Annotated in this window: 18 protein-coding genes; 11 read left to right on the top strand and 7 right to left on the bottom strand. The window is 69.7% G+C overall.

All coding sequences use genetic code 11. From position 1 onward, the window contains the following. Together K7G19_RS14635 and K7G19_RS14630 are read right to left on the bottom strand one after the other, a co-directional pair. Complete coding sequence (locus K7G19_RS14635; RefSeq protein WP_149317406.1) at positions 1 to 3153, bottom strand: efflux RND transporter permease subunit; 3153 nt, start codon at positions 3151 to 3153, stop codon at positions 1 to 3. 79 nt (positions 3154 to 3232) lie between these two features. Next, complete coding sequence (locus K7G19_RS14630; protein WP_149317407.1) at positions 3233 to 4468, bottom strand: efflux RND transporter periplasmic adaptor subunit; 1236 nt, start codon at positions 4466 to 4468, stop codon at positions 3233 to 3235. Between the two features lie 562 nt (positions 4469 to 5030). Here K7G19_RS14630 and K7G19_RS14625 point away from each other — a divergent pair. Continuing rightward, complete coding sequence (locus K7G19_RS14625) at positions 5031 to 5744, top strand: TetR family transcriptional regulator (RefSeq protein ID WP_226107868.1); 714 nt, start codon at positions 5031 to 5033, stop codon at positions 5742 to 5744. Positions 5745 to 5806: 62 nt separating this feature from the next. Here the strand turns inward: K7G19_RS14625 and K7G19_RS14620 are convergent, their stop codons facing one another. Continuing rightward, positions 5807 to 7012: an ABC transporter substrate-binding protein gene (locus tag K7G19_RS14620; protein ID WP_226107866.1), complete on the bottom strand. Its 1206-nt coding sequence runs from the start codon at positions 7010 to 7012 to the stop codon at positions 5807 to 5809. A 259-nt stretch (positions 7013 to 7271) separates the two neighbouring features. Between K7G19_RS14620 and K7G19_RS14615 the strand changes: the two genes are divergently transcribed. The 9 genes from K7G19_RS14615 (at position 7272) to K7G19_RS14575 (ending at position 17338) form a co-directional block, all read left to right on the top strand. Further along, on the top strand, positions 7272 to 7946 hold the full coding sequence (locus tag K7G19_RS14615; RefSeq protein WP_226107864.1) for a response regulator: 675 nt from the start codon (positions 7272 to 7274) through the stop codon (positions 7944 to 7946). A 191-nt stretch (positions 7947 to 8137) separates the two neighbouring features. Then, positions 8138 to 9547 (top strand): sensor histidine kinase N-terminal domain-containing protein, encoded by a 1410-nt coding sequence (locus K7G19_RS14610; RefSeq protein ID WP_370639546.1) that lies wholly within the window; start codon positions 8138 to 8140, stop codon positions 9545 to 9547. A 276-nt stretch (positions 9548 to 9823) separates the two neighbouring features. Next, positions 9824 to 10789, top strand: coding sequence for a tripartite tricarboxylate transporter substrate binding protein (locus tag K7G19_RS14605; protein WP_226107862.1), 966 nt, complete (start codon positions 9824 to 9826; stop codon positions 10787 to 10789). Between the two features lie 210 nt (positions 10790 to 10999). Next, on the top strand, positions 11000 to 11473 hold the full coding sequence (locus tag K7G19_RS14600; protein ID WP_226107861.1) for a tripartite tricarboxylate transporter TctB family protein: 474 nt from the start codon (positions 11000 to 11002) through the stop codon (positions 11471 to 11473). Positions 11474 to 11518: 45 nt separating this feature from the next. Then, on the top strand, positions 11519 to 13030 hold the full coding sequence (locus tag K7G19_RS14595) for a tripartite tricarboxylate transporter permease (RefSeq protein WP_149317413.1): 1512 nt from the start codon (positions 11519 to 11521) through the stop codon (positions 13028 to 13030). Between the two features lie 229 nt (positions 13031 to 13259). Further along, positions 13260 to 14318, top strand: coding sequence for an AbrB family transcriptional regulator (locus K7G19_RS14590; protein ID WP_226107860.1), 1059 nt, complete (start codon positions 13260 to 13262; stop codon positions 14316 to 14318). 40 nt (positions 14319 to 14358) lie between these two features. Beyond that, positions 14359 to 14775: a PaaI family thioesterase gene (locus K7G19_RS14585; RefSeq protein WP_006579522.1), complete on the top strand. Its 417-nt coding sequence runs from the start codon at positions 14359 to 14361 to the stop codon at positions 14773 to 14775. A 23-nt stretch (positions 14776 to 14798) separates the two neighbouring features. Then, the gene (locus K7G19_RS14580) at positions 14799 to 15737 is read left to right on the top strand and encodes a patatin-like phospholipase family protein (RefSeq protein ID WP_370639558.1); all 939 of its coding nucleotides are present in this window, start codon (positions 14799 to 14801) and stop codon (positions 15735 to 15737) included. 80 nt (positions 15738 to 15817) lie between these two features. After that, on the top strand, positions 15818 to 17338 hold the full coding sequence (locus K7G19_RS14575; protein ID WP_226107858.1) for an NAD(P)/FAD-dependent oxidoreductase: 1521 nt from the start codon (positions 15818 to 15820) through the stop codon (positions 17336 to 17338). 113 nt (positions 17339 to 17451) lie between these two features. Here K7G19_RS14575 and K7G19_RS14570 read toward each other — a convergent pair whose 3' ends face one another. Continuing rightward, positions 17452 to 17880, bottom strand: coding sequence for a RidA family protein (locus tag K7G19_RS14570; RefSeq protein ID WP_149317416.1), 429 nt, complete (start codon positions 17878 to 17880; stop codon positions 17452 to 17454). 319 nt (positions 17881 to 18199) lie between these two features. Here K7G19_RS14570 and soxR point away from each other — a divergent pair, with 319 nt between their 5' ends. Beyond that, a complete protein-coding gene (soxR, locus tag K7G19_RS14565; protein ID WP_226108162.1) occupies positions 18200 to 18703 on the top strand; it encodes a redox-sensitive transcriptional activator SoxR in 504 nt (167 codons plus the stop codon). Between the two features lie 79 nt (positions 18704 to 18782). On the opposite strand, the gene K7G19_RS14560 is transcribed toward soxR, so the two are convergent. The 3 genes from K7G19_RS14560 to K7G19_RS14550 are packed head-to-tail and all read right to left on the bottom strand — an operon-like array spanning position 18783 to position 24097. Beyond that, positions 18783 to 19655, bottom strand: a complete 873-nt coding sequence (locus tag K7G19_RS14560; RefSeq protein ID WP_226107857.1) for a ChaN family lipoprotein — start codon at positions 19653 to 19655, stop codon at positions 18783 to 18785. Between the two features lie 16 nt (positions 19656 to 19671). Beyond that, positions 19672 to 22875 (bottom strand): efflux RND transporter permease subunit, encoded by a 3204-nt coding sequence (locus K7G19_RS14555; RefSeq protein ID WP_150083195.1) that lies wholly within the window; start codon positions 22873 to 22875, stop codon positions 19672 to 19674. Positions 22876 to 22879: 4 nt separating this feature from the next. Continuing rightward, positions 22880 to 24097 carry an efflux RND transporter periplasmic adaptor subunit gene (locus tag K7G19_RS14550; protein ID WP_149317418.1) on the bottom strand — a complete coding sequence of 406 codons (1218 nt, stop codon included), beginning with the start codon at positions 24095 to 24097 and terminating at the stop codon, positions 22880 to 22882. Positions 24098 to 24105: the final 8 nt, after the last annotated feature.

Here is a 24105-nt window from a genome sequence, read left to right as displayed (position 1 = left end):
TCAGATTTCCTCCTTCGGGTCCAGCCACTTCTGGTCCAGCATGCGCTGACGCTCGCTGCCCTTGAAGCGTTTGCGGATCACCACGAAGAACACGGGCACCAGGAAGATCGCCAGCAGCGTCGCCGTGATCATCCCGCCCATCACGCCGGTACCGATGGCGCGCTGGCTGCCCGAACCGGCGCCGGTCGAGATCGCCAGCGGCAGCACGCCCAGGATGAACGCGAACGACGTCATCAGGATCGGCCGGAAGCGCAGGTGCACCGCCTCGAGCGTCGCGTCGATCAGCCCGCGTCCCTGCGCCTGCAGGTCCTTGGCGAATTCCACGATCAGAATCGCGTTCTTCGCCGACAGGCCGATGGTGGCGATCAGGCCCACCTTGAAGTAGACGTCGTTCGGCATGCCGCGCAGCGTCACGCCCAGCAGCGCGCCGAGCACGCCCAGCGGCACCACCAGCAGCACCGCGGCCGGAATCGACCAGCTCTCGTACAGCGCGGCCAGGCACAGGAACACGATGATCAGCGACAGCGTGTACAGCATCGGTTCCTGCGCGCCGGCCAGGCGCTCTTCGTACGACTGGCCCGACCACTCGAAGCCGAAGCCCGGCGGCAGCTTGGCGAACATCTCTTCCATCGCCGCCATCGCCTCGCCGGTACTGCGGCCCGGCGCGGCCTGGCCGGCCAGCTTGACCGCGGGCAGCCCGTTGTAGCGCTCCAGGCGCGGCGAGCCCATGATCCACTTCGACGTCGCGAACGCCGCGAAGGCCACCATGTCGCCGTTGCTGTTGCGCACGCGCAGCTTGGTCAGGTCGTCCGGCAGACGGCGGTCCGCCCCTTCGGCCTGGGCGATCACGCGGCGCACGCGGCCTTCGTAGATGAAGTCGTTGACGTACGAGGAGCCGAACGCGATCGACAGCGTGGAGTTGATGTCGGCGATCGACACGCCCAGCGCACGCGCCTTCTCCCGATCGATGTCGATCTGCAGCTGCGGCGCGTCTTCCTGGCCTTCCGGACGCACGCCGGCCAGCACCGGATTCTGCGCGGCCATGCCGAGCATCATGTTGCGCGCTTCCATCAGCTTGGCGTGGCCCTGGCCCGAGCGGTCCTGCAGGCGGAAGTCGAAGCCGGACGAATTGCCCAGTTCCGGAATCGCCGGCGGGTTCAGCGGGAAGATGATCGCGTCCTTGATGAACGACAGCGCGCCGAACGCCCGGCCAACCAGAGCCTGCGCGGTTTCGTCCGAGCCGCTGCGCTCCTTCCAGTCCTTGAGCCGCACGAAGGCGATACCGCCGTTCTGGCCGCGGCCGAAGAACGAGAAGCCCGCCACCGTGATCATCTGGTCGACGATCTTGCTTTCCTTCTGCAGGTAGTAGTCCTCGATCTGCTTGAGCACGCCGAGGGTGCGCTCCTGCGTTGCGCCATTGGGCAGCTGCACCACGGTGATGGTGTAGCCCTGGTCCTCGTCAGGCAGGAACGACGACGGCAGGCGCTGGAACAGCAGCACGACCGCGACGATGATCACGCCGTACAGGATCAGGTAGCGGCCGGTGCGGCCCAGGATGCGCGCCACCATGCTCTGGTAGCCCGTCGCCGCGCGCGCGAAGCTGCGGTTGAACCAGCCGAAGAAGCCCTTCTTCTCGTGGTGATGGCCCGCCTCGACCGGCTTGAGCAGCGTCGCGCACAGTGCCGGCGTCAGCGTCAGCGCCATCAGGGCCGAGAACGCCATCGAGGCGATCAGCGACAGCGAGAACTGGCGGTAGATGTTGCCCACCGAACCGGCGAAGAACGCCATCGGGATGAACACCGCGGTCAGCACCAGCGTGATGCCGACGATGGCGCCGGTGATCTGGCCCATCGCCTTGCGGGTCGCCTCGCGTGGAGACAGCCCTTCCTCGCTCATGATCCGCTCGACGTTCTCGACCACCACGATCGCGTCGTCCACCAGAATACCGATGGCCAGCACCATGCCGAACATCGTCAGCACGTTGATCGAGAAGCCGAACGCCAGCAGCATGCCGAACGTACCCAGCAGCGCGACCGGCACCACCAGCGTCGGGATGATCGTGGCGCGGAAGTTCTGCAGGAACAGGTACATCACCAGGAACACCAGCACGATCGCTTCGAGCAAGGTCTTGACCACTTCCTCGATCGAGATCTTGACGAAGGCCGAGGTGTCGTACGGAACGGTGTACTCGTAGTCCGCCGGGAAGAACTTCGACAGCTCCTCCATCTTCGCGCGCACCGCGGTGGCGGTGGACAGCGCGTTGGCCGTCGGCGCCAGCTTGATGGCGATGGCGGCCGACTGCTTGCCGTTGGTACGGGCGACGGTCGAATAGTCGGCGCCGCCCAGTTCCACGCGGCCGACGTCGCGGATGCGCACCTGCGAGCCGTCCGGATTCACGCGCAACAGGATGTTGGCGAATTCCTCGGGCGTCGACAGCCGGCTCTGCGTGGTCACCGTGGCGTTCAGCTCGGTGCCGCGCGGCGACGGCGTGCCGCCCAGCTCGCCGACGGCGACCTGGATGTTCTGCTCGGAGATCGCCGCGGTGACGTCCAGCGGGGTCAGGTTGTAGCCGGTCAGCTTGGCCGGATCCAGCCACACCCGCATCGCGTACTCGGTACCGAACAGGTCGGCCTGGCCGACGCCGGGCACACGGCGGATCGAGTCCAGCACGCTGGCCGATACGTAGTTGCCCAGCTCGATCGCACTGGCATTGCCGGACTTGGACGTCACGGTCAGGAACATCATGTAGTTGTTCCCGGCCTTCTCGACGCGCACGCCCTGCTGGCGCACTTCCGCCGGCAGACGCGCTTCGACCCGCTTCAGGCGGTTCTGCACCTCGACCGAGTTCAGGTCGACGTTGGTACCCGGCTGGAAGGCGATGGTGATGGTCGCCAGGCCGGTCGACTCACTGGTCGACTGGTAGTACATCAGCCCGGGCGCGCCATTGAGCTCCTGCTCGATCACCGAGGTGACCGAGTCTTCGAGCGTCTTGGCGGAGGCGCCGGGGTAGGTCGCCGTGACCGAGATGGTCGGCGGCGCGATATTGGGATACTGCGCGATCGGCAACTGCATGATCGACAATATCCCGCCCAGCACGATGATCAGCGCGATCACCCACGCGAACACCGGCCGGTCGATGAAAAACTTGGCCATGAGGCTGGCTCCCTGTGTATTCCGCTATCTGCTTGCGCTTGACTTGCGCTTACCGCTGGTCCCGTTGCCGGAGCCGTGCTCAGCCCTGCTTGGCCTGGGCCGCCGAAGCGGCCGCCGGCGCCGAAGCGCCGCCCTGGCCGGCCGCAGCCGCCGCGCCGCTGGCGCCGCCTGCCGGGGCCTGCGCCTGGAACGGCACGGCCTTGGCCGGCGCACCCGGCTTGACCTTCTGCAGGCCCTCGACGATCACCTTCTCGCCGCCCTTCAGGCCTTCGGTGACGATCCAGCGGTCCCCGATCGCCGCGCCGGCCTTGACCGGCACCGCGGCGACGTTGCCGTCCGCGCCGACCACCATCACCGCGGCGCCCTGGGCGTTGCGGATCAGCGCGCGTTGCGGCACGGTCAGCGCGTTCTCGTCGACACCCTGCTCGACCCGCACCCGCACGTAGGTGCCCGACAGCAGCTCGCGCCGCGGGTTCGGGAACTGCGCGCGCAGCGTGATCGCGCCGGTGCTCGGGTCGACCGTCATGTCCGAGAACAGCAGCTTGCCGGTCTCGCTGTATTCGGTGCCGTCCTCCAGGAACAGCCGCACCTTGGCGCCGCCGTCGACGCCCTTGATGGCGCCCGACTCGATGCCGCGGCGCAGCCGCATCACTTCGGTGGCGGGCTGGGTGAAGGTCACCCAGATCGGATCGACCTGCTCGACCAGCGCCAGGCGGGTCGCCTCGCCGTTGCCGACCAGCGCGCCCTCGGTTACCAGCGCACGGCCGGCACGGCCGGAGATCGGCGCGGTGACCGTGGTATAGCCCAGGTTGATCTGGGCCGTGGTGACCGCGGCCTTGGCCGAGGCGATCTCGGCGCTGGCCTGGCCCGCGGCGGCGACGGCCTCGTCATATTCCTGCTTGCTGACCGCGTTGACCGCCACCAGCGGCTTGTAGCGCTCGGCCTTCTGCCGCGCGGCGACCGCGTTGGCCTCGGCGCGCGCCAGGCTCGCCTTGGCCGACGCCAGCTGGGCCTGGTACGGCGCCGGGTCGATCTTGAACATCACCTGGCCGGCCTTGACCTCGCCGCCCTCACGGTAGTTGCGCGACAGCACGATACCTTCGACCCGCGCCCGCACTTCGGCGGTACGCACGCCTTCGAGACGGCCCGGCAGCTCGTTGACGACCGGTACCGCCGTCGGCGTCACCGTCACCACGCCCACCTCGGGCGGCGGCATCGCGCCGCCCTGCGGGGCGTCGTTGCCGCAGGCGGACAGCGTCAGAACCGTCAGCGCAGCGGTAACGGCAAGCAAACTCGAACGTTGGGACTTCCTCATCGATAACCCCGTGATGGCAATTTGAGATCGGCCGGATACGCCAAACGCCGGCCCAGAGCTAAGGGGCCGGCGTGGACGTCCTGTGCGGCAGAACCCCACGACGGACCGTCGTGGGGAAAAAGAACAATACTAGCCACAAACCGCAATGGTGCCGTATGGATTGCGACAGATGGTCGCGTATGCGTCACAACATGCAGCCCGCAGGACCCGAATGGTCAGGGTCTCTTGGTAGAAAGATGCGCAGGGCTGGTCCAAATTGTGGCTAGGGCGTAGTATATATACATTCAAGCATGTATGTAAGAGAAATATTGCACCGCAAGGATGGCCTGTCTCTTGCCCGTCCCCTTTTGCAGTCCGGCATCGCCCGCATATGCGGGTGCGGCCCGGATCGGTTAGCATGCCGCCCGTCGCACCGCAGCAAAACAGAGGCAGGAAGTCCAGTGGTATCGCAGTTTCGTGACGGATTCGTTTCTTTCGTGGCTGGCCGGCGACCGCGCGCCGCCGCCCCGATGCCGGGCGAAGCCGTCCCATTTGTCCCCACCGCCCACTGAAGACACCGCTTATGGCCAGACGTACCAAGGAAGAAGCCCTCGAGACGCGACATCGCATCCTCGACGCGGCCGAGGCCGTGTTCCATGCGCGTGGGGTGGCCCGGCCCTCGCTGGCCGATATCGCCGAAGCCGCCGGCGTGACCCGGGGCGCCATTTACTGGCATTTCAAGAACAAGAGCGATCTGTTCGCCGCCATGTGCGACCGCGTGCATCTGCCGGTCGAGGCGCTGTGCGAACCGGAGCGGATCGCCAGCCAGGAAGACCCGCTCGGCGGCATCCGCGACATCGTCGCGCTGGTGTTCCGCGAGACGGTGGTCAATCCGCAATGGCGGCGCGTGTTCGAGATCGTATTCCACAAGTGCGAGATGGTGGACGACAACGGCGCCATCCTCGAGCGCCAGCGGCAGTCGCACGAGCAGGGGCTGCTGAAGATGCGCGAGCACCTGCGCCTCGCGGTCGAGCGCGGCCAGCTGTCGGCCGACCTCGATCTGGACCTGGCGGTCAATGCCTTCCATGCCGCCATCGGCGGCGTGCTGGCCCACTGGCTGTTCGCGCCGGGCGACTTCGACCTGAATGCCGACGCGGAACGGCTCGCCGACGTCTTCGTCGACACGCTGCGCTTCGCGCCCTCGCTGCGCAAGGGCTATGTGCCGCGGCCGATGGCCAAGCTGGACGAGGAAATGGCCGCCTTGCGGCTCAAGGTCCAGCAGTGTTCGGGCGGCTGACGCGCCGCCGAGCATCCCACCGCATCGCCCTGCGTTGGCCCGCATCTACTTTCGCCCGAATCTCATCCCTTCATCGCCTCGCGCCAGCGCGCGAGAAAGGCCTGCTTGCGCAGCGTGTCCTGCGCGGCCAGCAGGCCCGGGCCGACGCTGATCGGCTTGAACGCGTAGCCCAGCCGCTCGGCCAGCGCCGCCGCGGTGTGGCCGCTCTTCGTATCGGTGCGGATCGTATAGAGCCGCGAGGCCGAGCGTGCCAGCAGCGCCTGCCCCTCGCGCGACAGCAGGAAATCCAGCCATAGCCGCGCCGCCCACGGATGCGGCGCGCGGCGCGCGATGAAGGCCACGCGCGACATCACGAGCGTGTAGTCGCTCGGTGCCACCACGCCGATCGCCGCGCCGCGCTCCATCAGCGACAGCGCGTACGAGCCCAGCAGGTTGTAGGCCAGCACCAGTTCGCCGCTGGCCACCGATTCGACCATGTCGGCGGTCGACGCCGACAGCCGCACGCCGGCGCGTCCCAGCGCCTGCGCCAGATACCAGAATTCGCCGCCCATGCGCGCGTCCTGCTGCGCCAGCAGATAGCCCACGCCCGAGCGCTCGATGTCGTAGGTCACCACGCGGCCGCGCCAGCGCGTTGCGTTGTCCTGCAGCAGCCGCGCCAGCGCGCTGCGGCTGCGCGGCACCGGCATGCCGTCGAAATGGCGGCGGTTGTAGACGATCACCGCCGGCTCGAACGTCGTGCCCCAGGCTTCCTCGCGCCAGCTCGCCCAGCCCGGCAACCCGGCGCGCTCGGGCGAGGCGTAGTGCAGCGCGTGGCCGTCGTTGACCAGCTTGATCTGCAGGTCCATCGCGGTGCTCCACAGCACGTCGGCGTGGTCGGCGCGGGCCGGCTGCGCGGACTCGGCGAGAAAACGCCAGTTCAGCTCGATCGTGTTCAGGTCGTGATAGGCGACCTTGACGCCGGGAAAGCGTGCCTCGAAGGCGTTGAGCAGCGGCCGCGCGACATCCTCGTCGGTCGAGGCATAGACCGTGACCATGCCTTCGCGCTGGGCGCGCGCGATGATCTGGGGATAGTCGGCCGGATAGCCCGCTGGCGGGGCCGGCGAGTTCGGCGCGGGGCCGGGCGCAGTGCCGGACCCGGTGCCGGACCCCGTGCCGGGCGCCGCGAACGCGCCTTGCCACGCCAGCGCGCCGGCGCCGGCCAGCAGGCGGCGGCGCAGCGCGGAGGGCGGGTCGCCGCGCTCGGCTGGCGCGGTCGGATCGGCTGGCATGGAAGGCGGCAGGACAGGCAAGCGGGCAGGGCGCGGACGGTGTCGCGGCAGCGCGCGGAAGCGGCAAACCGGCGCGACGGTGGAGCGGTATTATAGGCGCCCGGATCGGGCACGAGTCCACGCCCGCATGGCGACAGCGTTCGCCCCATTGCACGGCGACGCCGGGTTCGCGCGGGCTGGCCTTCGTCGGCGATCCGAGGCGATTTCCGCCTCCGTTAGACATCCTATTTCCGCGTTCCAACTCCGGCAGGAGGCCGGCATGCGCATTCTGCTGGTCGAAGACGAAACCGAACTCGCGCACTGGGTGGCGCGCGCGCTGGAGCAGGGCGGCTTCGTGGTCGAGCACGTGGCCGACGGCCTGCTCGCCGACGCGCGCCTGCAGGCCGAGGAATACGACGCCGTGGTGCTGGACCTGCGCCTGCCCGGCAAGGACGGCCTGTCGGTGCTCAAGGCGATGCGCGGCCGCGACGACCGCACGCCGGTGCTGATCCTGACCGCGCAGGACACCCTCGACGAACGCGTGCGCGGCCTGAATCTCGGCGCTGACGACTACCTGCCCAAGCCGTTCGCGCTGGCCGAACTGGAGGCGCGCATCCTGGCGCTGATCCGCCGCAGCCGCGGCCGCGCCCACCCGCGCCTGCAATGCGGCACGCTGGTGTTCGACGGCGAGACGCGCAGCTTCACGCTGGCCGGCGCGCCGCTGGCGCTGACCCCGCGCGAATCGACGCTGCTCGGCGCGTTGCTCGCGCGCAGCGGCCAGCCGCTGACCAAGGCGCAGCTGCTCGACAAGGTGTTCTCGCTCGATGCCGACGTCAATCCCGATGCCATCGAGGTGCTGATCTACCGGCTGCGCAAGAAGCTGTCCGGCCACGGCGTGACCATCGTCACGCTGCGCGGCTTCGGCTATCTGCTCGAACCGGAGGCCGCCGCTTGAGCGCGCCGGGCGGGCCTCGGGGCGAACTTCGGGGCGAACTTCGGGGCGAACTTCGACGCGGTCCCCGAAGTGGTCCCCCGAGCGATCACGGCAGTGGTCACCGCAGTGATGACCGCCATGGCCATCAAAGTGGACCCCGAAGCGGTCCCCTGCGCCGCTGGCTGCGCGGCAGCCTGCGCCGCCAGTTGCTGGTGCTGCTGCTGCCCGCGCTGGCGGCGATGATGGCGCTCGACAGCTGGCTGACCTACGGCACGCTGCGTGACGCCGCCAATACCGCCTACGACCGCTCGCTGTTCGGCTCGGTGCGCGCGATCGACAACGCGATCGGCATGGCCGGCGAGACCGTGCAGCTGACGCTGCCCGACGCCGCCATGGAGATGTTCGAGACCGCGGCGCAGACGCGCGTGTTCTATCGCGTCGCGCTGGAGCGCGAGGGCGCCATCGAGACCGTGACCGGCTACGACGACCTGCCGCTGCCGCGCGGCACGCTGGCCAACAACGTGCCGCGCTATTACGACGCGGTCTATCGCGACGCGCCGGTGCGCATCGCCGCGATGGCCCGGCCGGTCTACCGGCCCGACGCCCACATGCGCGTGATCATCCAGGTCGCCGAATCGGCCGAGCCGCGCGCGGCGCTGGTGGGCGCCGTATGGCGCAACACGCTGGCGCGCGACGCACTGCTGATCGTGGCCAGCGCGCTGATCCTGGTGGGCGGCGTGACCTTCGTGCTGCGCCCGCTCAAGCGCGTGCGCGACGATGTCGAGGCGCGCCCGCCCGACGACCTGACGCCGCTCGCGGTCGGCCCCGTGCCGGCCGAGGTGCGGCCGCTGGTCGATGCGGTCAACCGGCACGTGTCGCGCTCGGCGGCGATGGCGCAGGCCCAGGCGCAGTTCATCGCCGATGCCGCGCACCAGCTGCGCACGCCGCTGGCGATCCTGAAGACGCAGGCGGAATTCGCGCGCCGCCAGCTCGACGGCAGCGGCGACCCAGCCCCCGCGCGCGAGGCGGTCGACGGCATCGTGTCGCAGCTGGAACAGGCCTCGCGCCTGGCCAACCAGTTGCTGGCGCTGGCGCGGGTACGCCAGCACGAGGCGCAGGCCGCCGAGGCCGACCAAGCGGGCGGCCAAGCGGCGGTGCCCGACACCGTGATCGATGCCGCCGCCGTGGCCGGCCAGGTCGCGCTCGACTATCTGCCGCTGGCGCGCGCCAAGCAGCAGGACTTCGGCTGGGAGGACGGCGGCGGCCAGCCGCTGCCGGTGCGCGCCGACGCGGCGCTGCTGCGCGAGGCGCTGGCCAACCTGGTCCACAACGCGATCCAGTACTCGCCGCGCGGCAGCCGTATCACGCTGTCGGCCACGCGCGAGCGCGACCGCGCCTGCCTCGCGGTCGAGGACGATGGCCCCGGCATTCCGGCCGAGGAGCGCGAGCAGGTGTTCGCGCGGTTCTATCGGCGCGTCGGCCACGACGAGCCCGGCTCGGGCCTGGGCCTGGCGATCTCGCGCGAGATGGCGGCGCGCTTCGGCGGCAGCGTGACGCTGCACGAGGCCCGCCAGGGGCGGGGACTGCGGGCCGAGTTGCGGCTGCCGCTGGCGGACGCGTAGGCGGATCCATCGGGCGAACGCATCGGGCGAACGCATCGGGCGGGCGCATCGGGCGGGCGCGGGAAGCCGGCACAGGAAGCCGACGCAACGAGCGGACACCGCCGCCCGACGCACCGCCGGCACCGGCTCGCCGCCTCCACCCGATCCGCGTAAACCCCAGTCCAAAAGCTGTAGTTTTGACAGCTTATTGACAGTTTCCGGCTCCTAGAATCGCCGCCATGGCCGTACAAGCGGCCGCTGAACGATAAAACCACGATATCGCAAGCAGGAGACGCCATGCGCCGCACCCTCGTTCGACTTCCCCGCCTTTTCCAATTTGCCCTGATCGGCGCCGCCGTGGCGGCCGGCCCGGCCTTCGCGGTCGACACCGCCAAGTTCATGATCGGCGCCAACCCCGGCGGCGGCTGGGACCAGGCCGGCCGCACCCTCGGCGCCGCGATGGTGTCGGCGGGCGTGGCCAAGTCGGCCTCGTACGACAACCGCGGCGGCGCCGGCGGCACCATCGGCCTGACCCAGTTCGTCAATACCGACAAGGGCAATCCCAACGCGCTGCTGGTCACCGGCGCGGTGATGGTCGGCGCGATCGAGACCAACAAGCCGCCGGTCACGCTGAAGAACGCCACCCCGGTGGCGCGGCTGTTTACCGACACGATGGTGATCACGGTGCCGGCCAGCTCGCCGATCAAGTCGATCAAGGACCTGACCGCGCAGCTCAAGGCCAATCCGGGCAGCGTCAGCTGGGGCGGCGGCTCCAAGGGTTCGATCGACCATATCCTGGCGGGCCTGATCGCCAAGGACATCGGCGTCGATCCGAAGCGCATCAACTACGTGCCCTTCCAGGGCGGCGGCGAGGCCTCGGCCTCGGTGCTGGGCGGCCACGTGACGGCCGGCATCGCCGGCGTGTCCGAGTTCCTGCCCTTCATCAAGAGCGGCAAGATGCGCGCGCTGGCGGTGACCTCGAAGGATCGCGTCGCCGATATCCCGACGCTGAAGGAGCAGGGCGTCAACGTCGAGATCTACAACTGGCGCGGCGTCTATGGCGCGCCGGGCATCACCCCCGAGCAGCGCAAGGCGCTGATCGACGCGGTGGTCAAGGCGACCGAATCGCCGTCGTGGAAGCAGGCGCTGGCCAAGAACGACTGGACGCCGTTCCTGCTGACCGGCGACGAGTTCGGCAAGTTCGTGGACGCCGAATCGGCCCGCCTGGGCGCGATGCTGCGCGAACTGGGCGTGGCCAAGTAAGGCCGTCGCGGCCTCGGGGATTTTTCGCCTTCCCCGCCTTGCGCGCCTTTCCTGTCGACCCGGTCCATTCGGCCGTTCCGGCCCTTCCGCCCTACCGGCCGATCTGGACCTGACAGCTGCCCCGGCGCCGCGGCCTCCCGGACCGCGGCCCGTTCGCTTTCCGCCCCGCCGGATGCGCACCCCGCATCCGGCCTCGATCCGGAGCCCATCGTGAAACCTTCCCACACTGCCATCGGCATCGTCGTGCTGTTGCTGTCGGCCTGCTTCTTCGCCGGCCTGGGCGGCATCTCGGGCGAATCCGGCTACGCCGGCCTGTCGCCGCGTTTCGTTCCCACGCTGGTCGGCGTGGGCCTGGCCATCTGCGGCGCGCTGCTGACCTGGCAGGGCGTGCGCGGCGGCTTTCGGGCGATGCCCGAGGAGGACGCCGAGCTGCCGTCGCAGCCGCACAGCCTGCGCGGCCTGTTGTGGGTTGCCGCCGGCCTGCTGCTGAACATGGCGCTGATCGGCACGCTGGGCTTCGTGCTGGCGTCCACGCTGCTGATGGTCTGCGTCGCGCGCGGCTACGGCAGCCGCCGCTTCGTCCGCGACGCGCTGATCGGGCTGGCGATCACGGTGCCGATGTGGTTGCTGTTCGATTTCCTGCTCGGCATCAACCTGCCGCTGCTGCCGATCGTCGGCCTGTAAATCGCGGCCTCTAAATCGCGGGCCTGCAAGGCCGGAGACACGCAAATGGATACGCTGAATCAACTGATGAACGGCTTTGCCGTCGCCATCACGCCGCTGAACCTGATGTGGGCCCTGGTCGGCTGCTTCCTGGGCACCGCGATCGGCGTGCTGCCCGGCATCGGCCCGGCGCTGACGGTGGCGATGCTGCTGCCGCTGACCGCCAAGGTGGAGCCGACCGCGGCGCTGATCATGTTCGCCGGCATCTACTACGGGGCGATGTACGGCGGCTCGACCACCTCGATCCTGATGAACACGCCGGGCGAGTCGTCGACGATGATCACCGCGATGGAAGGCAACCTGATGGCCAAGCGCGGCCGCGCCGGCCCGGCGCTGGCCACCGCGGCGATCGGCTCCTTCGTCGCCGGCACCATCGCCACCGTGCTGCTGTCGCTGTTCGCGCCGGTCGCGGCCGACGTCGCGCTGCAGTTCGGTCCGGGCGAGTACTTCATGATCATGCTGCTGGCCTTCACCACGGTGTCGGCCGTGCTGGGCTCCTCGCTGCTGCGCGGCATGACCAGCCTGTTCCTGGGCCTGGGCATCGGCCTGATCGGCATGGATTCGCTGTCGGGCCAGACCCGCTACACGCTGGGCATCCAGGAGCTGTACGACGGCATCGACATCGTCGTCGTCGCGGTCGGCCTGTTCGCGGTCGGCGAGGCGCTGTTCAACGCCTTCTTCCCGCAGCCGGAGGGCACCTTCAACAAGGTCGGGCAGGTGATGATGTCGCGCTCGGACTGGAAGCGTTCGATCCCGGCCTGGCTGCGCGGCACCTTCATCGGCTTTCCGTTCGGGCTGATTCCGGCGGGCGGCGCCGAGATCCCGACCTTCCTGTCGTATGCCAGCGAGAAGAAGCTGAGCAAGCATCCTGAGGAATTCGGCAAGGGCGCGATCGAGGGCGTGGCCGGGCCGGAGGCCGCCAACAACGCCGCGGTGACCGCCACGCTGGCGCCGCTGCTGACGCTGGGCATCCCGACCTCGAACACCACGGCGATCATGCTGGCGGCGTTCCAGAACTACAACCTGCAGCCCGGTCCGATGCTGTTCCAGACCTCGGGCGACCTGGTCTGGGGCCTGCTCGCCTCGCTCTATATCGGCAACGTGATGCTGCTGGTGCTGAACCTGCCGGCGATCGGCCTGTGGGTCCGCATGCTGCGCATCCCGACGCCGCTGCTCTATGGCGGCATCCTGATCTTTGCGGGCCTGGGTGCCTACGGCATCCGCCAGTCGGCCTTCGACCTGCTGCTGCTGTTCCTGATCGGCCTGCTCGGCATGGCGATGCGCCGCTTCGACTTCCCGACCGCGCCGGTGATCGTCGGCATGATCCTCGGGCCGATGGCCGAGAAGCAGCTGCGCAACGCGCTGTCGATCAGCCAGGGCGACTGGACGATGTTCCTGCGCCATCCGATCTCGGCCTCGATCCTGGCGCTGACGGTGGCGGTCGTCGTGGTCCCGCGCCTGCTGCGCTGGCTGTCGCGGCGTTCGGCGATGCGGGGCGTGGCCGACGCGGCCAATTGATCGGCGCGGGGGCAGGGGTCGCGCGGCATCAGGCGTGGCATCGGGCGCGACATGAAGCGGCGACATGAAGCGGCGACATGAAGCGGTGACATGAAGCGCGACATCCCGCGCCACAATGCGCGACAATGCGCGTGACGCCACAAGGCCCGGGGCTCCCGGGCCTTGTCGTTTGCCTGCTCTCCTCTCACCACAAGAAAGCGGCGGCGCCCTGCGCCAGCCTGCCACCGCCATGCGATCCGTACTCTCCCGTTGGCGTCCGACGCTGCTGACGCTGCTGCTTGGACTGGGCGCCGCCCTGCTGTGCGAATGGCTGCGCACGCCGCTGCCCTGGATGATCGGCCCGCTGCTGGCCGTGGCCGCCGCCCGCATGATGGGCGCCGACCTGCGCGCGCCATCGCAGGCCCGCAACGCCGGCCAATGGGCCATCGGTACCTCGCTGGGGCTCTACTTCACGCCCGACGTGGTGGCCAAGCTGGTCGAGTTCTCGCCCTACGTGATCGCCGGCTCGCTGTTCGCGCTGGTGCTCGGCACCGCCGGCGCGCTGATGCTGCGCCGGACCACCGGGGTCGCCTTCAAGACCGCGTTCTTCTCCACCGCGATCGGCGGCGCCTCGGAGATGGCCAATCTTGCCGAGCGCAACGGCGCGCGCATCGATCAGGTCGCGGCTGCGCATTCGCTGCGCGTGTTATTGGTGGTAGTAATCGTGCCTGCGCTTTTTCAGTATGGTGGTATTCATGGCCTCGATACCTATATCCCGGGACCGCGCACCGTCGATGCGCTCGGGCTGGCCGCGCTGATCGCCATCACGGTGGCCTTCGCGCTGCTGATGAACCGGCTGAACCTGCCCAACCCCTTCGTCATCGGCACGCTGATCGCCGCCGCGGTGCTGACCGCCTCCGGCATCGAGCTGTCCGCGATCCCCACCTCGATGAGCCATGCCGGCCAGCTGCTGATCGGCGTCTCGCTCGGCGTGCGTTTCTCGCGCGAATTCCTGCATACCGCGCCGCGCTTTCTCGGCGGCGTGGCGCTGTACACGCTGGTCGCGCTGGTGATATCGGCGCTGTTCGGCTGGGGACTGGCGGCGCTGTCCGGCGCGCATCCGGCCACCGTGATCCTCGGTACCACGCCGGGCGGCATCGCCGAGATGTGCATCACCGCCAAGGTGCTCGAGCTCGGCGTGCCGCTGGTCACGGCCTTCCACGTGATCCGGATGGCCTTCGTGGTGCTGTGTACCGGCCCCCTGTATCATTGGCTGAAACATCGCGCCGCCCCGGAGGAGACCGAGTAGCCGGGCGGCCAGGACAACCGAGGACCACCGACGGGCCGCCATGCCAGAGACGACGCTTGCCATCGCCGACATCGACGCCATCCTGGAGCGCGTGCTGGCGCCCTGGGTCCGCCAGCTGAACCTGCGCGCCGAGCGCGTCGACGCCGACAGCGTCACGCTGCGGCTGCCCTTCGATCCTTCCCTTCGCCACGCCGGCGGCGTGGTCTGCGGCCAGGTGCTGATGTCCGCGGCCGACACCGCGATGATCGTCGCGATCTCGAGCGCGCTCGGCGGCTTCCGCCCGATGACCACCGTCAGCCTGACCACCAATTTCATGCGCCCCGTGATCGAGGGCGACATGCTGGTGCAGGCCACCGTGCTGCGGCTGGGCAAGACCGTCGTGTTCGGGGAGATCGCGCTGCGCGGCCCCGACGGCAAGCTGGCCGTGCAGGCAACCACCACCTACGCGCTGCTATGACGGGGTCGGCCGCCCGCCCGGACATGGCCACCGACGCCAGCACCGCGCCGTCGCGCACGCCGTCGCGCGCGCCGCAGTACGGCGGGCCCTTCGAGCAGGTGGTCTTCGCCGGCGGCGGCAATCGCTGCTGGTGGCAGGCAGGCTGGTGGGACACCGTCGCGCCCGAGCTGGGGCTGCGCCCGCGCGTGATCGCCGGCATCTCGGCCGGTGCTGCCACCGCCTGCATGATTTACACGCACGAGTCGCGGCAGGTGATGGACTACTACCGCGGCGTGCTGGCCGGCAACAAGCGCAACGTCTACTGGCGCAACCTGCTCGGCAACCAGCGCGTCTTTCCGCATTACGGCATCTATCGGGCTGCCCTGCTGTCGATCCTGGGGGACGGCCGCCTGGAGCGGCTGCAGGCCGCGCCCGAGATCCGCGTCGGCGTCGCCCACATTCCGCGCTGGTGCGGACCGCGGCTGGCGGTGATGGCGGGACTGCTGGCCTACAACATCGACAAGCATCTGCTCAAGACGCTGCATCCGCGGCTGGGCCGCACGCTGGGCTTTCATCCCGAGTTCGTGCGGGCCCAGGACTGCGCCACGCCGGAACAGCTGGCAGACCTTTTGCTGCAATCGTCGTGCACGCCGCCGTTCACGCCCGTGTTGCGGCGCGATGGCCGCGCGGTGCTCGACGGCGGCCTGGTCGACAACGTGCCGGTCGACGCGCTCGACGCCACGCCCGGCGACGTGCTGGTGCTGATGACCCGGCTGTATCCGCGCCCGCGCCGTTTCGTGATGGAGTGGAACGGCCAGCGGCGCCTGTATGTGCAACCGTCGCGGCGGGTGCCGATCTCGAGCTGGGATTACACGCGCCCGGAAGGCATGACGCTGGCCTACGACCTGGGCCGGCGCGATGGCGAAACCTTCCTGCGCGAATGGACGGCGCAGGCGCCAGCGGATCTGGCGCCGGCCTCGTAGCGCGGGAGCGGCGCAGCGGCTGCTCCCTTCGGTGTTCTTGCGGAATTCTCGCGGCCGGCGCGCCGCGGCAGGAGGCATAGATGACGAAGCGGCAAGCTGGCAACGACAACGAACGCAAGCGCGCAAGCAAGGTATCGGCCGAACCCCGGATGGAGCGCGTGCCGCGCGGCAAGGGCAACGCCGGCGCCGGCCGCGCGCGCCAGGCCGACTTCGTCGTGATCGGCGGCGGCTCGGCCGGCGTGGCCGCGGCGATGCGGGCGGCCTCGCACGGCGCCAGCGTGATCCTGGTGGAGCGCGAGCAGATCGGCGGCACCTGCGTGAACCGCGGCTGCATTCCCAAGAAGATGCTGCACTACGGCGCGACCTGGGCCGCGATCCTGTCGGGCTGCCTGTCGCATACCGGCGGACGCGAGGACTGGAACGACGCCATCGTTCGCGTCAAGGCCGAGATGGCGCGGCTGCATGCCAGCTATACACAGCGGCTGCAGGAAGCCGGCGTGCAGGTGCTGCGCGGCGAGGCGATGGTCACCGCGCCGGGCGAGGTACGGGTCGGCGGCGACACGCTGCAGGCGCGCCGCATCCTGATCGCTACCGGTTCGCGGCCGGCACCGCTGCCCGTGCCCGGCGGCGAGCTGGCCAGCACCTCCGACGACGTGTTCCAGTGGAACGGCGTGCCGGCCTCGCTGGTGGTGATCGGCGGCGGCTATATCGCGGTCGAGATGGCATCGATCCTGTCGCGCTACGGCGTCAAGGTCGACATGCTGGTGCGCGAGTCGCGGCTGCTGGAAAACTTCGACGAGGACATCGCGCTCGCGCTGGCCGAGGCCCTGACAGCCAAGGGCGTGCGGCTGCATCTGAATACCGACGTGACGCTGCTCGACCAGGCCAACGGCGCGATCGAGGTCTGCTACCGGCAGGTGGAGGAGGGCGCGATCAGCGGAAGCGGCAGCAGCAGCGGAAGCGGCGGGAACGGTGGCAAGAACGGCAAGGGCAGGGAACGGATCCACAGCGTGCGCGCGCAGGCGGCGCTGGCCGCGATCGGGCGCGAACCCAATCTCGACGGGCTGGGCCTCGAGGCGCTGGGCGTGGCGCGCGGACAGCGCGGCCTGCGCGTGGACCGGCAGTTCCGCACCAGCGTGCGCGGCATCCATGCGATCGGCGACGTCACCGAAGGACCGCAGCTGACGCCGGTGGCCACCGCGCAGGGCCGCTGGCTGGCCGACCGGCTGTTCGGCCGGCGCGGCGAGCGCGCCGACTTCGACGTGATTCCCACCGCGGTGTTCTGTGAGCCCGCGATCGGCAGCGTCGGACTGACCGAAGCGGCGGCGATCGAAGCCGCCGGCAAGCCGGAACGCATCGGCACGCGCATCAAGCGCTTCGTCTCGCTGGAGAACCGCTTCGCCGGCAACACGATGCCGTCGGTGATGAAGGTGGTTTACAACGCGCGCAGCGGGCGCGTGCTCGGCGTGCATCTGCTCGACAACGCCGCGCCCGAGATCGCGCAGTCGATCGCGGTCGCGCTGCGGCTGGGCGTGCGGCTGTCGCATCTGGAGACGACGATGCAGCTGCACCCGACGGTCGCCGAGGAGCTGTTCGGCTGAGTCGCCACAGATCCGCGGCACTGCGGGTTTGCGCCCGGCCGCTCGTCGCTCACCGCTCTGCCGTTCCACTGCTGCGCTGCCCCGCGCTCTGCCGTACTGCCGTTCCGCCGCGCCTAGCGCGACACCACCGCGGTCGCCTCGATCTCGAACAGCATGCCGTCCAGCGCCAGCCGCGAGACCGGAATCAGCGTGCAGGCCGGCGGCGGACGCGTGCCCCACATGCGCCGCAGTTCGGCGCCGAATTCCTGCAGGCGTTCCAGCGAATGGTCGACGATCAGCACGGTCAGCTTGGCCACGTCGCGCAGGTCCGCGCCGCCGGCATGCAGCGCAATCTCCAGGTTCTCCAGCGCGCGCCGCACCTGTCCGGCGAAATCCGGCGCCAACGTGCCGTGCTGGTCCTCGCCGCCCTGGCCGCTGGCGAACACGATGCGCCCCGGGGCGGTCGCCACCGCGACATGCGAGTAGGCATTCGGACTGGGGTCGTACAGGCCGTGCGGATTGACGAAGTGCAGGCTGCAGGCGGGACGGCGCGATTCGATCATGGCTTGGTTCTCGAAGAGGAGAGGATCGGGTTGCAGGGCGCGCAGCGGTTCAGTGCGCGCTCGCCCGTTGAGGAAACGGAGTGGCGCCAGTATCGAACCTCAAGTTAACCTGAGGTCAACCGTGACCCTGCTAGCATTGGGACTTTCGCGCGAAGACCGACGCAATCCCGCCATGCCACGCAAGCCTTCCAACGACCCATCGATCGAACCGCCGCCACGCAAGCCTTCCAACGACCCATCGATCGAACGGCCGCCGCGCAAGCCATCCAACGACGAATCGATCGAACGCCGTCGACGCCAGCCATCCAGCGACGAGCCGATCGAACGGCCGGTCCGCCAGCGCGGCCCCAAGGCCGCCGACCTGCTGTCGGTCGGCGAGGTCGCGGCACGCACGGGCCTGGCCGTGTCCGCGCTGCATTTCTACGAGTCCAAGGGATTGATCCGCAGCACCCGCAGCGCCGGCAACCAGCGGCGCTATGCGCGCGCGGTGCTGCGCCAGCTGGCGGTGATCCGCGTGGCGCAGCGCATGGGCTTGCCGCTGGCCTCGATCGCCGAGGCGATGGCGCGGCTGCCGGAAGGACGCGCGCCGACGGTGGCGGACTGGCGCCGGCTGTCGGCGGCGTGGCGCGAAGACCTGGACGAGCGCATCCGCACGCTGACCCAGTTGCGCGACCAGCTCGACGGCTGCATCGGCTGCGGCTGCCTGTCTCTGAAGGCGTGCCCCTTGCGCAATCCGGGCGACACGCTGGCGGGGCAGGGGCCGTGGCCGCATCTGATGGGCGGCGGCACGGGGGGCGGCGGCACGGGCCGCCGTCACGACTAGCGCGGGGGCATGCGCGCTCGGCGCAGGAACGGCCCCGTCAGCACAGAATCTGGCGCGCTCAGCGCAGGACCTCGCGTGTTCAGCGTGGGGCCGGGCGCGCGTTGCCGCAGGGATCGGCCCGCTGCACCGGCGGCACCAGCACCACGTGGTCGTAGGCGCCGGCCTCGTCTGGCGCGGCCCTCTCGAGATACGCGACCGTCAGCACCTCGGCCGGCTTCGCGCCGAGCCAGCGCGGCACGCCGATGTCCTCGCGCACATGGCCGTTGCCTGCCAGCAGCACCACGCCGTGCGCGGCGTGCGCCCTCAGCGCGGCCGCCATCACGGCATCGCGCGCGGCCTGGGCGTTGAGCATGCCGGGCAACATCGCGCGCGGGAAATGACCGCAATGGCTGCCGTCTAGCACCGCCGTCTGCGCGGCGGCGAGATCGGCCGGCAGCGGCCGCGCCAGCCCGAGCCGTTCGCGCTCGGCCGCGCCGAACACGTCGCCGCCCCGCATCACGCCGCGGGCATCGTCGCGCGACAGGTTGGCGGCGATCAGCGGCAGGTCGTGCCGCAACGCCAGCGCGATGACGGGCCGGTACAGCGACCAGTCCCATCCGGCGGCGCCGGCCCGCGCGATCAGATGATCGGCATCGCCCGGCCGCTCGCGGCGTGCCCGGTCCAGATCCGCCTGCCGCTCGCGATCGAATTGCTCCATCGCGATGGCGGGCCGCCAGCCCGCGTCGATCGCCTCGGTCAGCGACGCGAGCCGGCGCCGATGCCCTTCGGGGTTGTCGTGGACCTCGCCCAGCAAGACATAGCGGAACGCTGCGAGCCGATGCGTGCCGTCGTGCGCGCCGACATGCGCGCCGTCATGCGCGTAGCCATGCGCATCGCCCTCGGGATGCGCGGGCGCCGTGGCGCAGCCGGCAAGCAGGGCAAGCGCGGCCGCCATGGCGGCGACCTTCGCCATGCCGCGGGGTCCGCCTTCAGCGGCCCGCATCCGCTCCCACCGTCGCGGGCACGCGATTGCCGTCCGCATCGATCTCCAAGGGGCCGCTGCCGGAGAAGCGGTCCAGCGCCAGGTAGATCACCGGCGTGATGAACAGCGTGATGACCTGCGAGAACAGCAGCCCGCCGACCACGGCCAGGCCCAGTGGCTGGCGCAGCTCGGCGCCGGCACCGAGGCCGAGCGCGATCGGCAGCGCACCCATGATGGCGGCCAGCGTGGTCATCATGATCGGACGGAAGCGCAGCAGGCAGGCCTGGCGGATCGCCTTCGCCGGCGGCATGCCCTGCTCGCGCTGCGCGGCCAGTGCGAAGTCGATCATCATGATGGCGTTCTTCTTGACGATGCCGATCAGCATCAGCACACCGATGATCGCGATCAGCGACAGCTCGACGCGGAACAGGAACAGCGTCAGCAGCGCGCCAACCGCCGCCGAGGGCAGCCCAGCGAGGATCGTCAGCGGGTGGATATAGCTTTCGTACAGCACGCCAAGCAGCACGTAGATCACCGCGATCGCCGCGATCAGCAGGATCACCTGTGTCGCCTGCGACGACTGGAACACCGCCGCATCGCCGCCCCAGCTGGTGAAGATCTCCTGCGGCATCGCGGTTTCCTGCTTGAAGCGGTCGATGCGCGCCGACGCGTCGCCCAGCGCCGCGCCCGGTGCCAGGTTGAACGAGACCGTCACCGACGGCAGCTGCCCCTGGTGATTGACCGCGATCGGACCGACGCGGCGCTCGGTGGTCGCGAACGCCGACAGCGGCACCAGCGTGCCGTTGGTGCTGCGCACATAGATCTTCGAGAACGCGGTCTCGTCGACGCGATCGACGTCCGCGGCCTGCAGGATCACGTAATAGCTGTCGATCGAGGTATAGATGGTCGACACCTGGCGCTCGCCGAACGCGGTATAGAGCGCGGTGCGCACGTCCTGCATCTGCACGCCCAGCGAGTTGGCCTTGTCGCGGTCGATCGCCAGCTGCGCCTCGAGGCCGGCCTGCTGCGAATCGCTGGTGACGTCGCGGAACAGCGGATCGGCGCGCATGCGGGCCATCAGCTTGTCGGCGGCGGTCTGCAGATTGCCCGACTGCACGCTCTGCAGCGTGTATTGATAGCGCGCCTTGCTGACGCGGCCGCCCAGCTGCAGGTTCTGCACCGGACGGAAATAGACGTTGAGCCCCGGAATGCCGGCCACGTCGCGGCGCAGCGACTCGACCACCTGCGGCATCTTCGGCCGCTCGCCGCCGGGCTTCAGTTCGATGAACATGCGGCCGGTATTGATGGCGGGCGAGGGGCCGCCGCCGATCGCCACCACGATGCTCTTGACCGCCGGATTCGCGCGCATCCGCTCGGCCGCGTCGCGCATCAGCGTCGACATCGCGTCGAAGGAGATGTCCTGGGGGCCGTCGGCATTGACCTGGATCTGGCCGATGTCCTCCTCGGGGAAGAAGCCCTTGGGGATCAGCACGAACAGCACCGCGGTCAGCACGAAGGTCATGCCGGCCGCGGCCAGCACGGTGCGGCGATGCGCCAGGCACCAGTCGAGCCCGCGCGCATAGCGGTGCAGCGTGTATTCGAACAGGTTCTCGAACCACTGCGTCGAACGCAGGCCGATGCTCTGCCGCTGGGCGGGCGCGGCGGCGTGGGCGGGCGCATGGCGGGGCGCATCGCCGTAGGCGTGCTGCGATTCGTCGACCGGCACGTTCTCGGCCGACAGGAAGCGCGCGCACAGCATCGGGATCAGCGTCAGCGACACCAGCGCCGAGACCAGGATCGACAGCGATACCACCGCGGCGAACTCGTGGAACAGCAGGCCGATCACGCCCGGCATGAAGAAGATCGGGATGAACACCGCCACCAGCGACACCGAGATCGACACGATGGTGAAGCCCATCTCGCGCGAGCCGACCAGCGCCGCCTTCAACGGCGCCATGCCTTCCTCGATATGGCGGACGATGTTCTCCAGCATCACGATGGCGTCGTCCACCACCAGGCCCACCGCCAGCGTGATCGCCAGCAGCGACACGTTGTCCAGGCTGTAGCCGAACGCCTTCATCAGCGCGACCGTGCCGATCAGCGAGATCGGCAGCGACACCGTCGGGATCAGCGTGGCCGCGGCGCGGCGCAGGAACAGGAAGATCACCATCACCACCAGCGCCGCGGTCAGCGCCAGCGTGAACTGCACGTCGTGGATCGACTCGCGCACCGAGCGGGAACGGTCATTGACCACGTTGACGTTGACCGAGGCCGGCATCTGCTGCACCAGCCGCGGCAGCGCGGCGCGGATCGCGTCGACCACCGCCACCGTGTTGGCGTCGGGCTGGCGCTGCACCGCCAGCACGATCGAGCGTTCGTTGTTCAGCCAGCTGCCGGTCTTCAGCGTCTCGACGCTGTCCTCGACCTCGGCCACGTCGGAGAGCCGCACCAGCGAGCCGTTGGGCTGGCTGGCGACGATGATGTTGCGGAAGGCGTCGGCATCGGCCAGCTGGCGGTTGGCCTGGATCGTCAGCATCTGGCGCGCACCGTCGAGCGTGCCCACCGGCGTGTTGGCGTTGGCGCGCGAGATCGCGCCGGCCAGCTCGTCGAGCGTCATGCCGCGCGCGGCCAGCGCATCGGGACGCGCGCGCACCCGCACCGCGAACCGCTTCTGGCCGTAGACCAGCACCTGCGCGACGCCGGGCAGCGTCGACAGCGTCGGCGCGATCAGGTTGTCGCCGAAGGCGTTCAGCTCGGCCAGGCTCATCGCCGGCGAATTGATCGCCAGCAGGATCACCGCCGCGTCAGCCGGATTGACCTTGCGGTACGACGGCGGCTCGTTCATCTCGGTCGGCAGCGAGCGCTGGGCGCGGAACAGCGCCGATTGCACGTCGACCGCCGCGGCATCGATGTCGCGGTCGTTGTTGAACTCGATCGTGATGCTGGAATTGCCCAGCGTGTTGGCCGAGCTGATCACCGACACGCCCGGGATGGTGGCGAACTGCTTCTCCAGCGGCGTGGCCACCGACGCGGCCATCGTCTCGGGGCTCGCCCCGGGCAGCCGCGCGGTGACCTGGATCACCGGCGAATTGAAGCTGGGCAGCGCGGCGATCGGGATGGTCGGGTACAGCACGATGCCGGTGACGACGATCGCGATCGCCAGCAGCACCGTCATCACGGGCCGGCGGATGCAGAGTTCGGACAGCGTCATGGCGTCAGTGCTTCCCGGGGGCCGGCGCCGCGGCGGCGGCGCTGGCCTCGCGCACGGCGCTGCCCGGGCGCAGGTTCTGCACGCCCTCGACCACCACGCGCGTGCCGGCCGGCACGCCTTCAACCACTGCCGCGGCGGCGGTCGCCGCCAGCATCTTCACCGGCATCGCGCGGACCTTGCCGTCGGCCTGCACCGCATAGACGAAGCGGCCTTCGGGTCCGGTCACCACCGACTGCGGCGGCACCGACACCACGCCGGTCAGCGTCTGCACCACCGCCTCGACACGCGCATAGGTGCCGGGCCACAGGCGCTGGGCCTCGTTGTCGAACTGCGCCTTGACGCGGATGGTGCCGTATTGCGGGTCGACGGTGTTGTCGACGAAGGTGATGCGGCCCTGCACCGGTTCGGGATTGCCGTCGTTGGGCTGCGCTTTCACCGGCACCGGGCCGCTGCGCAGCGCGTCGCGCAGCGCGGCGAGCTGGCGCTCGGGCAGCGTGAAGGTGACGGCGATCGGCTGGATCTGCGCGATGGTCACCATCGGCTGGGCCGCGGTCGGCAGCACCAGCGAACCGGGGAAGACGTTGATCACGCCGGTGCGGCCGCTGATGGTGGCGCGGATCGCGCCGTAGCTGACCGCGACGCGGCTGGCCTCGATCGCGGCCTGGTCGGCGCGTACCGTGGCCTCCAGCGCATCGACCTTGGCGCGCGCGGTATCGACGGCGCTGCGCGAGATGAAGTTGCGCGCGACCAGTTCCTCGCTGCGCGCCAGCGAGCGGCGGGCGTCGGCCAGATCGGCCTGGTCGCGCAGCAGCTGTGCGCGGGCGCGGGCCAGATTGGCCTCGTCCATGCGGGTGTCGAGCGAGAACAGCAGATCGCCGGGCTTGACGGTCTGGCCTTCGCGGATATGGACGGTGCGGACGGTGCTGGAGACCTGCGGACGCACCTCGACGGTGGACAGCGCCGTCACGTTGCCGTTGACGCTGACCTGCAGCGGCACGTCGCCCTGGCGCGCCAGCGCGGTGGTCACCGCCACCGGGGCCGGTCCCTGTGCCTGCGGCTTCGGGGCGAACCATGTCTTCCAGCCGAACCAGCCGGCCCCCGCCAGCAGGACGACCAATGCCAGCGCCAGCCAGGGCGACACACGACTTCTGCCGGTACCCATGGCCTGGCTCCAGTTGCTTTCGACGAAGCCCTTGGCCTGGTCGATACCCTTCGATTTCATGCGAGGAC

This window comes from Cupriavidus sp. DB3 (assembly GCF_020418465.1).
In the GTDB taxonomy this organism is placed as follows: Bacteria; Pseudomonadota; Gammaproteobacteria; order Burkholderiales; family Burkholderiaceae; genus Cupriavidus; species Cupriavidus cauae.
This window is presented reverse-complemented; position numbering and strand designations above follow the sequence as displayed.